Here is a 12,437-nt window from a genome sequence, read left to right on the forward strand (position 1 = left end):
GTTAACGATTCTCCAGTGCAATCCAGTCGAGGTTTTCGGGGCCGGTGTAATGGGCACCAGGGCGAATGATCTTACCATCTTCACGTTGTTCGATCACGTGTGCGCCCCAGCCAGCAATGCGGGACATGACAAACAATGGGGTAAACATTTCTGTGGGAACGTTCATTCGATGATAGGAAACCGCCGAAAACCAATCGAGGTTGGGAAACATCTTTTTGACTTCCCACATCACTGACTCCAGTCTCTCGGCAATGTCGAATAACGTCATTTCCTCTGCTTCTTCCGAGAGCTGTCTGGCAACAGATTTAATCACGGTGTTGCGCGGGTCGCCTGTTGTGTAAACCGGATGGCCGAACCCAATGATGATTTCCTTTCGACCGACGCGTTCGCGAATATCGGCCTCGGCAGAATCGGGATCCGTATAACGGTTCTGAATTTCGAAAGCGACTTCATTCGCACCGCCGTGCTTGGGCCCCCGGAGTGCGCCGATGGCTCCTGTAATTGAAGAATAGAGATCCGACCCCGTTCCGGCAATCACGCGTGCGGTGAAGGTCGATGCGTTAAATTCGTGCTCCGCATAAAGGATCAACGAGGTGTGCATCGCCCGAATCCAGGAATCGCCAGGTTGCTCGCCATGTAAAAGTTGCAGGAAGTGTTCGCCGATGGAATCCGCGTCGGTTTCCACTTCGATCCTTCGCCCCTCATTGGCGAAATGGTACCAAAACAACAACATCGAACCAAAGCTGGCCATCAAGCGGTCAATCAGATTCCGCGCTGTCTCAGCCGTATGCTCGGCCGGTTCGGGCTCGCACGTTCCCAGCATCGAGCAGCCCGTCCGCAAGACATCCATGGGGTGTGCCGAGGCGGGAATGGCTTCCAACATTGTTTTGACGGGCTCGGGAAGTTTTCGCAACGACTTCAGTTTTGTTTTGTATGCGGAAAGTTCCGATTGCGTTGGCAGTGATCCGTGAATGAGCAGGTACGCGATTTCTTCGAATTCGGCTGTCTCGGCAAAGTCGAGTATGTCAAAGCCACGATAATGCAGGTCGTTTCCTGAACGCCCCACAGTACAAATTCCTGTGTTGCCCGCTTCCACTCCCGAGAGTGCAACCGATTTTTTCGGTTTTCTAATATCGGCCGGTGGTTCGTTCATGATGGTTCGTCCTCCGAACTGTTCTCTGCAAAGAGCTGGTCAAGTTTGTTTTCGAAATCGTGATAGCCAAGATAGTCGTAGAGTTCGTCACGCGTTTGCATCGTATCGAGCACACCTTGTTGCGTGCCATCCTTGCGAAGGGTTTGATAAACGTTAAGCGCCGCCTTGTTGGCAGCGCGAAAGGCGGACAGCGGGTACAAGGCAATACTCACTCCTACGTCTGCCAATTGCTGCGCGGTAAACAGGGGTGTGGCTCCAAACTCGGTAATATTGGCCAGGACGGGAACCTGTACCGCATCGACAAATTCCCGGTATTGCTCGAGCTGAGTCATTGCTTCCGGGAAAATCATGTCAGCGCCCGCTTCTACACAAGCAGACGCGCGGTCAATGGCTGACTGCATGCCTTCCACGGCCAGGGCATCGGTGCGAGCCATGATCACAAAATCGTCATCCAGCTTGGCATCAACGGCGGCCTTGATTCGATCGACCATTTCTGCCTGAGTCACAATGGCCTTGTTGGGACGATGTCCACACCGTTTCTGCTGAACCTGATCTTCCAGATGCACGCCTGCGGCTCCTGTCTTGTTCATCGCGCGCACAGCGCGGGCAATATTGAACGCGCCCCCCCAGCCGGTATCGATGTCAACCAATATTGGTAAACTGGCTGCGTCGGTCATGCGTCTGAGATCGATAAGCACATCGTCCATTGTGGTGATTCCCAAATCGGGAAGACCGCACGACCCCGCTGATACTCCTCCGCCGGAAAGATACAAGGCCCGGTACCCGGAGGCTTCCGCCAGGCGCGCGTGGTAGGCATTGATGGCTCCTACACACTGTAAGGGTTGTTCTTCTTCAATGGCTTTGCGAAATCTGCCACCTGCCGTGATCACAGTTCCCTTCCTTCCTTTTCGTTCAATGCTGTTGAGATCTTCTCGATTAGTGACTGAAGTCTTTATTAACTCCCCTGCTTCAGTGTGGCACCTACATAACGATTCTCAATTATCTCGATAATAGAAAACTGCTTGTTGACAGTCCACTGTTGCTTAGTACGATTTATTAGTACAAAACATTATATGCAATGTGTGAGAGTTAATTCGTTTCACAAAAATTGATATGGTAAACGATCAATCTTTAATTCACGTGTTGATATTACTCATCGGGAGGCTGACATGAGTAATCTGAGCAGAAAAGATCCAGTGACAATCGTTGAACGCGATGCACGAAACCAGCTTGCAGTCCTCATTCGTCGATACCTCGACGATCAACTGATGTCGTTCGATTTCGACGATGCGCTGAAAGATTTCCCTGATACGGACGACACGACAGTCAAATTTGTGATTGAGACTGTCTGGTATTTCTACGATGATTGTAAGGACCATTCCGTTGTGTTGACCAAACCAGAATGGGATTACTTCCAACGATTAGTTTTATTACTAGAGTCGAATTCCACTGTTATCGTCAAGAAAACACGTCTCTGGTCCTTCGCGAAACCAGTTGCTGCCATTTTGTTACTCGTATGTCTGTTGATCGTTTGGCTAACCGGCATTGGTGATCATTTACTCATTTTCTTCATTCCATTTGGCATCGGTTCCATTTTGCTTTCATTCTTCCATCGACCGGAAGCCAAAGAAAATCCTTTTCACGAAGCCGTCACACCATTTCAATCCATCAGCGACCTCAGCATCGCCTATGAATCCACGAACTTCGTCAAACGGCAGTATCCTTCGGATCTTGAATCGCGACGAATTCGCTCATTTGATTTCCGTATGCCAGTGTGGATGTCTTACGTTATCCTCTGTTTGTTCTTTGCACCATTACTATTGTTGATACAATGCTTTCGTCAAACAATCACAAATGTACGCGTGAATCCGGCATAATTATGAGATGTGTACAATTTAGAAATAGAGTCCTGATCCAATAGTGTCTTTTATGACTAGTAGCAATCTCTTTCACGGTTTTTCTGGTGCGGTCGGACAAAAGCTGTTCTCTCAATGAATCATCACGTTGGGCAATGCCGCTTTTAAGGTCGAAAGTCGCTCTTTCGTTAACCCTTTACAATCGTCAAATATAATCTTTCTGAGATTCTGAAATTTTGCGAGCTCTGTCATTAATTGATCCGATATGAAAATGGAACCAAAATAAATTTGCTTGAGCTCACGATTGCTTCGAAGAAGCGACAAGCTCTTAGGCTCCAGCTTACACTCTACAATGTCCAGCCGCTTAAGCTGATGTAATTGAGAAAGGCATGACATAGCAAATTCATCAATAGCACATGTGTCAACATAAAAACCCTCTAGAGTTGGAAGGTGAGTCAACATTTCGAAATGTCTGCTTTCGAATTTGTCGCCTATAAAAGAGACAAGCTTAGGTTTCTCTCCTGACTCCCAGTCTCCACCTAGCCTGACGATTTCTTGTCGTATCAGATCTTCGGTAACGGTCAATTTCCCATAAGGAGGCCGCGCATCAGCTGCGTAAGAACAACTGGTAATCGCTATGACAGCAACAAATGAAATCGTTTGTAACATTGTTATCTCCTTTTAAGCCTTGCCTGCGTCGGACAAATAAAGGTGTCCGAAGCCAAATATCATTCTAAAAAATGCATAGAGCTGGGAAAACTCCTTCAAGGGAATATTTGGGGTCAAGTCGAAGTTCCCCAAACCTGAGAAACAGACCAAAGCTCGTTTACTTTTTCAAAAAAGCTGGTCATTGTCAGAAAAACGATTTACACTACACCTTGATACAATCTAAAAATAGAGTGTTTTTTGAGACGCACTTTTTATCACAACACTCTTGTTGTATACGAATTTTGAAGTGATTGAAAGGATGCTTGTATACAATGGATGAATTTATGCAAGCCGCAATAGACGAAGCGGAACAAGGGCTTAAAGAAGGTGGCATTCCAATCGGGTCAGTTCTTGTTTACCAAGGCAAGATTATTGGCAGGGGACACAACCTTCGCATACAAAAAAAGAGTGCCATTTTGCATGGAGAAATGGCCGCGTTGGAACATGCAGGCAGGCAACCAGCAAGTGTCTATCGAAATTCGACTCTCTATACGACTCTGTCGCCCTGTCCCATGTGTAGTGGTGCCATCCGTCTTTATCAAATACCTCGAGTCATTATCGGGGAGAATCAAACCTTTTTAGGCGATGAAGAAATGTTAAAAGCGAGCGGAGTTGAGATCGAAGTACTTCAAAACGCAAAATGCATTTCCTTGATGGAACAACTCAAGGACTCAAGCCCTGAACTCTGGAATGAAGATATCGGAGAAGAGTAATCGGAGAATTAAGGGCGGAGAATTGGGTCAGGACTCGTTTTTTCTAGATTTGACCTGCTCCCCTTTTTCTGTCATCCTTGCCAAATATAAAAATCCAGTGCACTACCTGCTCTTCGACGAACTACCATGCACGGGCATGGGCAAAATCGATCTTCATCTGCTTCAGGAACTGGTTGTAGAGAAGTTTGGTGAATAAGGAAACTTCGCATTAGTCTGCCAACAAATGGCTGATCCTACCACTGACAATGCCATTCCCTCTTGACACTTTAATTCGAAAACGCGAAAGTCCTCTTGTATTCAATGGTCTCGTATAGATTCTTATTCCGTAAAAGGACTGTGGGGAATGGACGCCGCTGATCTGTATGCTGCAAAACTCAAAAGTACTGCTGAAGCAGTCGCACTGATTTCAGAAGGTGAGACCGTCTCGGCTGGCATGGCAATTGGACAACCGCCCGCACTGGTAGCGGCGCTGGGAGATCGCCTGCGAACGGACGACCTCAAATCAATTCGCTTTTACTATAAGATCGGAATGCAGCCGATTAGCGACTCACTTCTGGTGGAAGGTGTCAGGGAAAAGATTGACCCCCACTGTTTCTTCCTGAGCGGCACCGAACACCAGATTATCAAAGACCAGCAGCAGACAGGCCACAAGGTGATGAGTTTTGTCCCCGTGCACTTCAGCGACCTTCCTCGGCTGTTCAAAGAAATCATCGATCTCGATACGTTTCTGGTTACAGTCAGTCCCATGGATGGGGGAGGCTACTTCTCTCTGGGTACGAACAACGATTTCGCTTCCACCGCTGCACGGCATTGCAGGCGGCTGCTCGTTGAGGTCAATCAAAACATGCCTCGCGTATTCGGGCAATCACAGATTCATGTCAGCGAAGTTGAGGCCATTGTGGAAAATCATGTACCACTCATTGAGGCAGGAGTGGCTGAAACTTCGGAAGCAGGCCGTGCCATTGGTGCATTGATCGCACCGTTAGTCCCTGATGGCGCAACGATCCAGCTGGGCATTGGACGTGTGCCTTCGGGGGTTGCCGAGGCATTGAGCAATCATCAAGACCTGGGAATTCACACGGAACTGTTTTCTCCCAGCATGGCCGACCTGATTCGCAAAGGAGTGATTACCGGGAAAAAGAAAACGCTGCATCCCTTTAAACATGTCTTCACGGTCGCTTTCGGAACCAGAGAATCATACGCGTTCATGAACGATAACGCAGCGTTCGAAAGTTATCCCTCATCTTATGTCAACGATATCCGTGTCATCTCACAACATGACAACTTTGTCTCTATCAACACGGCTATCGAAATCGATCTGTACGGCCAGGTGAATGCCGAGTTTATCGGGGAGCATGAATACAGTGGCTCCGGTGGCCAGTATGATTTCGTAAAGGGCGCTTCCCTGTCGAAAGGGGGAAAGTCCATTATCGCATTGCAATCGACGGCACGCAAAGGAACGCTCTCGACAATCGTGCCCAAGGTCGGCATGGTGACAGACCCGCGGATGGATGTGGAATACGTTTGTACCGAGCACGGGATTGTCAATTTGAGAGGCAAATCAACCAAGGAACGGGCCGAGGCATTGATCAGCATTGCTCATCCTGATTTTCGAGATGAACTGACCGCAGCCGCACAACGCGTGACTCTAATTTGAGGTGGACTATGTCTTTTATCACAGTCAGCAATGAAGATCGAATTGGAACGATTGCGTTCAACAACTATCAGAAGCGAAACGCTTTGAGTGCCGATCTGATCACCGAAGTGTTATCAGCCCTTAAGACAATGCAACAAAACGGCACGCGGGCCGTAGTGCTGCGGGCAGCGACCTTCGAAAAAGTCTGGTCAGCCGGCCATGATGTGGATGAACTTCCGCAGGCGGATACAGACCCACTCCCATATGATGATCCACTCGAAAAGCTGCTACGGGCTATACGCAGTTTTCCCGCCCCCGTGATCGCGATGGTGCATGGCTCCGTCTGGGGAGGCGCTTGTGACCTGATTATGAATTGCGATCTGGTTCTCGCTGATGAAACCTGTGCCTTCGCAATTACCCCTGCCAAACTGGGGCTCCCGTATAATGCATCGGGATTCCAGAGCTTCCTTTCCAGGCTGCCTCTCAGCATTGTCAAAGAGCTGTTCTTCACGGCCAACCTGCTGACGGCAGAGCGGGCCGAGCGAGCCGGACTGGTCAATCAGATCGTTCCCCATACAGAATTGGAAAGCCAAACCTATGAATTGGCGCGGACCATCGCGTCTCGATCAGCGGCATCGATTGCCGTTGCCAAAACAACGCTCAACATGCTCAGTCAGGCCGCACCACTTAGTGCATCGCAGTTCGAGTACATTCATGGGCTGCGACGGAAAGTCTATTATGGTCCCGACTATCATGAAGGCATCCAGGCCTTTCTTGAAAAACGCGCCCCCGTATTCCGAGTTGATCCGGAATTAAACGACACTCCCTGACTGTAACACAAAATACTTTTCCTTCTTCGTTAATATCTCATGGAAGATCGGCATCATTTTGAACGACATACTTAAGTAGGCAGTTTTATTAGCCCCAGCAAACTGTTTAAGGGATCGTCGCATTCCGCGAGGAATAAAACTGAATGTTATGTTTTCTCATGTAGTGCCGATTGCGAGTAGCATGGGAGTCTCTCGATCTTCATGAGAAATTGCCAAAAATAGCTCCATCCCTTCCACCTCCCATGTCGCGGCTGGATAGACGCCGCAGAGTGGAATGGTTTCGAATTCATCTTCTACCTTCGAAACATTTGGAGCGCCGAATCGACTGGATAACTCCTCGACAAGTGATTGGTGGACAGCTTCGAACTCACGATGCTTCCGTTCTAATGCGTCATCATTCGTATCTTCGTCGCCTTCGAACTCTTGGATCTTTATTATCTCCAAGGCCCCAGGCTCACCACTGGTCAATTCCTGAGCAAATTCAACTATGTCATTCGGCATTGAGATTTCGTCGTTCATAGTCTGACTATCCTTTCGATCATAGGCGTGGCTCACATCAGTAATACGAAGCTTTCGCATACTACCTGTTGACTGCAGAATGCAGCCTAGTACGAATACAGAATTTTACCGAAGCGCCCACATCGTATTCCATCACCAGTCGCATTTCCAGTCGTTTCACGGATTATGCTGCGTTGGAGTGAGATGCACGGTATCCATTCCCAACCCCTTAACCCCTTGGCAAAATAGCATTAAATCTCGTGCCCGATAAACTCAAGGGCCTCTACTAGATCGTATTTCTTAGACCATCCACCAGACGATTAGTCCTGTAAAAGGACTGGTTCGGAATCGGCGCACAATGCATTCTCAACCAATTCAGTCAACGCGCTGGGACGCAGAATCTCAGTCGTGTTATGGAGCGCTTCGAGCGACCACCATCTGATTCCTTTGAACGTACCATGTTCGCATTCCGACAGACCAGCATGATTGAGTTCCGGTCTCTCGGAGACATGGCATACAAAGTAGATTTCGTGGCTGATGACGCAACCTTCCCCCGGAAGATTCAGTGATACGTTTCGAACTCCAATCTGTCGTCCTATCGTTACGTTATTCAACGCGAGTTCCTCCCGTAACTCGCGCTGGAGTGCATCTACTGGCTGCTCCCCCTCTTCGATTCCACCGCCGGGCGTTGCCCAATATTTAAGAACATCAGGCTGTGCTGGATCAACCGGAATGGTGTCTTGGTGTTGGATCAACAGCACCTGACTCCGATTGTTCAGCAGAATCGCCCGCGCTGAATTACGTTGTTTCATGGCTTACCCCCCAAGCCCGAAAAACAGGCTTCGTCTCTCTTTACGCTCCTGCTTCGGCACTGCTCCTGAGAAATGGTTCTAATTGAAACGGGATAATACACAATACTCGTTGTTGACAGTATACCACTGACTGATATGATTTAGTATTACATTGCATCGTAGAGAATGTATGCAGCCACATTCGTTCAAGTAAAATTCATACGATGAACGATCAGTTCTAAATTCGCATGTTGATTTTACTCATCGGGAGGCAATCATGAGTGACCTGAGCAGAAGAGATGCGGTAAAAATGGTGGCAGGGCTAACCATGGGGGTGATGGTAACCGGAGACATCAACGGTGAAGAGAACAAGAAAGTAGCCGACCCATTTCTAGAGAGTGCGAGCAAGTGGCCCTGGAGCTTTAGGATTATCGAGCAGGTCACTTTTAAAACCAGTCCCACTGAATCGAATCTCTTCTTCACTTCTGCCCACGCCCCGGGACACTTACCCAACGTGGGCAGGTTACTCTTAGGTTCAATGTGTGTTTTTCGGGCCGAGACTGATCATAACGAGTTCACCAGACAAGGCGGGCTCTACTGGGAATGCGGCAAAACCAAAGGTAAGGTACAGTTCAAACAGAAGGGTACCTTTAATCAGCAGGGAGCATTGGTGATGGCCATACGTGATCTGGAAGGCACTGTTAACTGCTACTCACTGGAACCTGATTTACGCTGCTGAGTGTCAAAGTTCTGTTTTGGTAGAAGACAACATCACAAATAGTCTCGATACGAAAAAACGAATCTTGATTTGTTCTAAAAAAATAGATTTCGCAACAAGAGTTTAAATAATGGTTGACCGCGATGCACGAAACCGACTTGCTGACCTCATTCGTCAATATCTCGACGATGAACTGACGGCGTTCGATTTCGATGATGCGCTGCTGGATTTTCCTGATACCGATGACTCGACAGTGCAGTTTGTCATTGAGACTGTCTGGTATTTCTACGATGATTGTATTGATCATCCCGTTGTGCTGTCGAAACCACAATGGGATTACTTCCAGCGATTACTTCTACTACTGGAGTCGAATTCCACTGTCATCGTCAAGAAAACACATATCTGGTCCTTCGTGCAACCAGTTGCTGCCGTTTTGTTACTTGCATGCCTGTTGATTGTCTGGATAACCGGCTTTGATGATCACCTACACATTTTCTTTATTCCGTTTGGTATCGGTTCCATTTTGCTCTCATTCCTTCATCGTCCGGAAACCAAAGTTAATCCTTTCCACGAAATCGTCACACCGTTTCAATCCATCAACGATCTCAGCATCGCCTACGATTCCGCGAACTTTGTCAAACAGCAATACCCTTCACATCTTAAATCCAGGCAACTTCGCTCTCCTGCCATGGATATGTTCATATGGGTGCAAAACTTCGTTCTGTGTTTGCTCTTTGCACCGATACCGTTGTTGATACAGAGTTTTCCTCAAACAATCACCGACGTTCGCGTGAATCCGGCGTAGCCACAACTGAATAAAAAGACCAGGTTTTTTTACTTTCTACTCCGAGTGTTTTTCGAGTTTGTTAACATTCTCACTGGAGGGGCAAAGTAATGAACGACATATTTGCTACAAAGCAGAGACACTATATACCTTGGCCAGAGTATCGAAAAATTGAGGAAGAAGCATCACACGGTACACTCATTGGCCAAAGTGGGATATTACTCCCCAAGCTAAATGACCGTTTGAAATACTTAGCAAGTGCTGAAGATCGTGACGGATTCGTATACTTTGGTGAAAGAAAATGGCTAGAATCGTGTCTTGTAAATGGCGAAATCACCTACAGTACATGGGTTTTGTACCAACTAAACGAAGTGTTCCAAAACGGTCTTTTAAAAGACTTTGAAGATACACTTGGGATTTGCTGGGGAGGTTATACCGAAAATGTATCCCAATTCTGGCTTCCTCATGAGTTAACAAGTTCTTTGATTCAGTTCGACAATATCAAACTTTTGATTCCAGGTGATGAATCAGGCCCAAAACCGTCACGGCTATGTGAAGCATTTGAAATTCTTCATAATCTTGCCTACTACCTCAACAACGCCAGTGTCAGATACCACGAAACGGTTTTCTTAGACGAAATCGTAATTCAAGACAGAGAGAAACTATGGAGGATAGATCTCCTTAACGACTACGGAAGTGTTGGATCAGTAGAGTTTGTTGGACAAGAAATTGAGCCTTGATAACACAGACGATCAATTTAATTACCACCGGGTGCCACTGTCAGAAATACTTCAGTCCGGTGATGTCCTGTTCTTCAATCTCAGCGGGCTTCGCTTGCGGCGTGTAGATGTCTCAAACAGTCAACGCGGCTTCCTCTATGCAGATTGACCAATTTACAAGCCACGAACGACACAAAACAAAAAAAAATTCCTTGTTCGTAGTAATAAAGTCAAAAGGTAACATAAACTGTGCCGAACAGGATCGGGGTAGGTCTCTTTTACTAGTGAGACACGCCCCTTTATCTATTTCTTTTATTATCAAACACACCTTGAGACTCGATGATCAGTTTTCAAAAAACGAACGCGGGGGCTTGAATTTTGAGTCGAGCTGAAACTCGAATTTCGATTCCGGTGCATTGACTGTGGCTGCCTGGACGATCGCATGAGGCTTGAACAGGTTATAGGCAGGGGGAATGCGAGTGAACAGGGATCTTCCGATTAGCCTTACTTTTCGTACCATTAACAGATATCTTTACCCTCAGGATTGCCTTGCTTTCTGCTTCACAATATTAAAATCAATAACACGAATAAAGCTTCTGCGGCTTTATATAAAAATGACAGCTCTCAGTTGCATCATAGACCTGTTGAAGGGAGTTTTAAGATGACGATCGAAACAGAGCAGGAGCTCAAAGAATTAAGACATATTGGCAGAATTGTAGCAATGACGCTGAAAGAGATGATGAATCGCACAGAACCTGGCATGACCACGGGCGAGCTGGATCTCATCGGCAAAGAGATGTTTGAACGCTATGATGCCCATTCCGCTCCGAAAGTAACATATAATTTTCCCGGCTATACCTGCATCAGTATCAATGAAGAGGTCGCGCATGGAATTCCCGGAAACAGAGTGATCCAGCCCGGCGATGTTGTGAATATTGATGTGTCTGCTGAAAAGAATGGATACTTCGCAGATACCGGTGGAACCCTGGTTGTTCCTCCGGACAACGCGATCAAAAACAAACTGATCGACTCAACAAAACTCGCCCTGAATGAAGCCTGCCACGTCGCGAGAGCAGGTCGACCGCTCAATGGCATCGGAAGGTCGATTGAGAAGGTTGCAAAACAGAGCGGCTTTCAAATTATCAAAAATTTATGCAGCCACGGTATCGGACGCGGTCTGCACGAAGCACCTGACACAATTCCAGGTTACGATGAGCCAAGAGAGAAACGCAGGTTACATGCAGGACTGGTTATCACCATTGAGCCGTTCTTATCAACGACAAACAGGTTTGTCACCGAGACCGACGACGGATGGACACTGGCAGGGGGAAAAAACAGTCTCTCAGCCCAGTTTGAACACACGCTGGTCATTACGAAAGGTAAACCAATCCTGTTAACCATGATCTAAAAAACGGCAAACCACTATATATAGATAATCGCGACTTGCAGGTTATCGATTAAACTTGAAAAATGGACGATACTGGTCCATTTACAAATCTTCTAACTCATTGAAATTAAAACAGATACAACAATCATAAAAATCAAGCGCTGCAAAATCCGGTGCAGTTGATTTAAAACCAATAGCCGATCAAGTGTCTAAAACTTTTTCCGAAGGATCGGCTTTGCACCGAGGACATGAATAAAACTCAGGTGCATGGTTTTCCAATCTAAGACTGCCGATTCCAATATATCCTGCTTTTGCATTCGCTGGATCAACATTCTTTTTTATCCCAAGTATCGGCCCAAACTCTTCCTCTTTTGCTGCTGCATCAAAAATAGTACCCAACAGAAGTACTAGACCGCAACACGGACACTGCCTTGATAATTCTGCGTTGTCATTCATGTCAGTATCAATATGCTTACTTCGACGTCGTGAATAGTACTACGTCATTTCATATTAACAACATTAATCAATCACCTCGCAAAAAACTTGAAAAAAAAGTTCTAAACAAACATAATTCAGTGACCGTGTTGAAAACGATCAAGAGGAGCAAGGAAAAAGTTCCGATCTGGGTGATTGTAATTTAAGAG

General features: G+C 46.8%; 14 protein-coding genes. 8 read left to right on the forward strand and 6 right to left on the reverse strand.

The window, feature by feature from the left end:
- Position 1 precedes the first annotated feature (1 nt).
- Together prpC and prpB are read right to left on the reverse strand one after the other, a co-directional pair.
- Positions 2 to 1,153, reverse strand: a complete 1,152-nt coding sequence (gene prpC, locus V202x_RS04290) for a 2-methylcitrate synthase (protein ID WP_145171527.1) — start codon at positions 1,151 to 1,153, stop codon at positions 2 to 4.
- Complete coding sequence (gene prpB / locus V202x_RS04295) at positions 1,150 to 2,043, reverse strand: methylisocitrate lyase (protein WP_145171529.1); 894 nt, start codon at positions 2,041 to 2,043, stop codon at positions 1,150 to 1,152. The genes prpC and prpB overlap by 4 nt, the downstream gene beginning before the upstream one ends.
- Before the next feature lie 279 nt (positions 2,044 to 2,322).
- Between prpB and V202x_RS04300 the strand changes: the two genes are divergently transcribed.
- A complete protein-coding gene (locus V202x_RS04300) occupies positions 2,323 to 3,030 on the forward strand; it encodes a hypothetical protein (RefSeq protein WP_145171531.1) in 708 nt (235 codons plus the stop codon).
- Positions 3,031 to 3,141: 111 nt separating this feature from the next.
- Here the strand turns inward: V202x_RS04300 and V202x_RS04305 are convergent, their stop codons facing one another.
- Positions 3,142 to 3,678, reverse strand: a complete 537-nt coding sequence (locus tag V202x_RS04305; RefSeq protein WP_145171532.1) for a hypothetical protein — start codon at positions 3,676 to 3,678, stop codon at positions 3,142 to 3,144.
- Between the two features lie 311 nt (positions 3,679 to 3,989).
- Here V202x_RS04305 and V202x_RS04310 point away from each other — a divergent pair, with 311 nt between their 5' ends.
- The 3 genes from V202x_RS04310 to scpB all read left to right on the forward strand — a co-directional run bounded on the left by V202x_RS04310 (position 3,990) and on the right by scpB (position 6,896).
- Positions 3,990 to 4,430, forward strand: a complete 441-nt coding sequence (locus V202x_RS04310) for a nucleoside deaminase (protein WP_145171534.1) — start codon at positions 3,990 to 3,992, stop codon at positions 4,428 to 4,430.
- Positions 4,431 to 4,773: 343 nt separating this feature from the next.
- Positions 4,774 to 6,087, forward strand: coding sequence for an acetyl-CoA hydrolase/transferase family protein (locus V202x_RS04315; protein WP_145171536.1), 1,314 nt, complete (start codon positions 4,774 to 4,776; stop codon positions 6,085 to 6,087).
- Between the two features lie 8 nt (positions 6,088 to 6,095).
- Entirely contained in the window at positions 6,096 to 6,896 is an 801-nt protein-coding gene (gene scpB / locus V202x_RS04320) for a methylmalonyl-CoA decarboxylase (RefSeq protein WP_145171538.1), read from the forward strand.
- 156 nt (positions 6,897 to 7,052) lie between these two features.
- On the opposite strand, the gene V202x_RS04325 is transcribed toward scpB, so the two are convergent.
- Complete coding sequence (locus V202x_RS04325) at positions 7,053 to 7,415, reverse strand: hypothetical protein (RefSeq protein ID WP_145171540.1); 363 nt, start codon at positions 7,413 to 7,415, stop codon at positions 7,053 to 7,055.
- 299 nt (positions 7,416 to 7,714) lie between these two features.
- Positions 7,715 to 8,206 carry an NUDIX hydrolase gene (locus V202x_RS04330; protein ID WP_145171543.1) on the reverse strand — a complete coding sequence of 164 codons (492 nt, stop codon included), beginning with the start codon at positions 8,204 to 8,206 and terminating at the stop codon, positions 7,715 to 7,717.
- Positions 8,207 to 8,462: 256 nt separating this feature from the next.
- Between V202x_RS04330 and V202x_RS04335 the strand changes: the two genes are divergently transcribed.
- The 4 genes from V202x_RS04335 (at position 8,463) to map (ending at position 11,814) form a co-directional block, all read left to right on the forward strand.
- Positions 8,463 to 8,924: a hypothetical protein gene (locus V202x_RS04335; RefSeq protein WP_145171545.1), complete on the forward strand. Its 462-nt coding sequence runs from the start codon at positions 8,463 to 8,465 to the stop codon at positions 8,922 to 8,924.
- A 109-nt stretch (positions 8,925 to 9,033) separates the two neighbouring features.
- Complete coding sequence (locus tag V202x_RS04340) at positions 9,034 to 9,708, forward strand: hypothetical protein (RefSeq protein WP_145171547.1); 675 nt, start codon at positions 9,034 to 9,036, stop codon at positions 9,706 to 9,708.
- 89 nt (positions 9,709 to 9,797) lie between these two features.
- Positions 9,798 to 10,427 (forward strand): hypothetical protein, encoded by a 630-nt coding sequence (locus tag V202x_RS04345; RefSeq protein WP_145171549.1) that lies wholly within the window; start codon positions 9,798 to 9,800, stop codon positions 10,425 to 10,427.
- Positions 10,428 to 11,067: 640 nt separating this feature from the next.
- Positions 11,068 to 11,814 (forward strand): type I methionyl aminopeptidase, encoded by a 747-nt coding sequence (gene map / locus V202x_RS04350; RefSeq protein ID WP_145171551.1) that lies wholly within the window; start codon positions 11,068 to 11,070, stop codon positions 11,812 to 11,814.
- 180 nt (positions 11,815 to 11,994) lie between these two features.
- On the opposite strand, the gene V202x_RS04355 is transcribed toward map, so the two are convergent.
- Positions 11,995 to 12,249, reverse strand: a complete 255-nt coding sequence (locus tag V202x_RS04355) for a hypothetical protein (protein ID WP_145171553.1) — start codon at positions 12,247 to 12,249, stop codon at positions 11,995 to 11,997.
- Between the last annotated feature and the right edge of the window lie 188 nt (positions 12,250 to 12,437).

This window comes from Gimesia aquarii (assembly GCF_007748175.1).
GTDB classification, from domain to species: domain Bacteria; phylum Planctomycetota; class Planctomycetia; order Planctomycetales; family Planctomycetaceae; genus Gimesia; species Gimesia aquarii_A.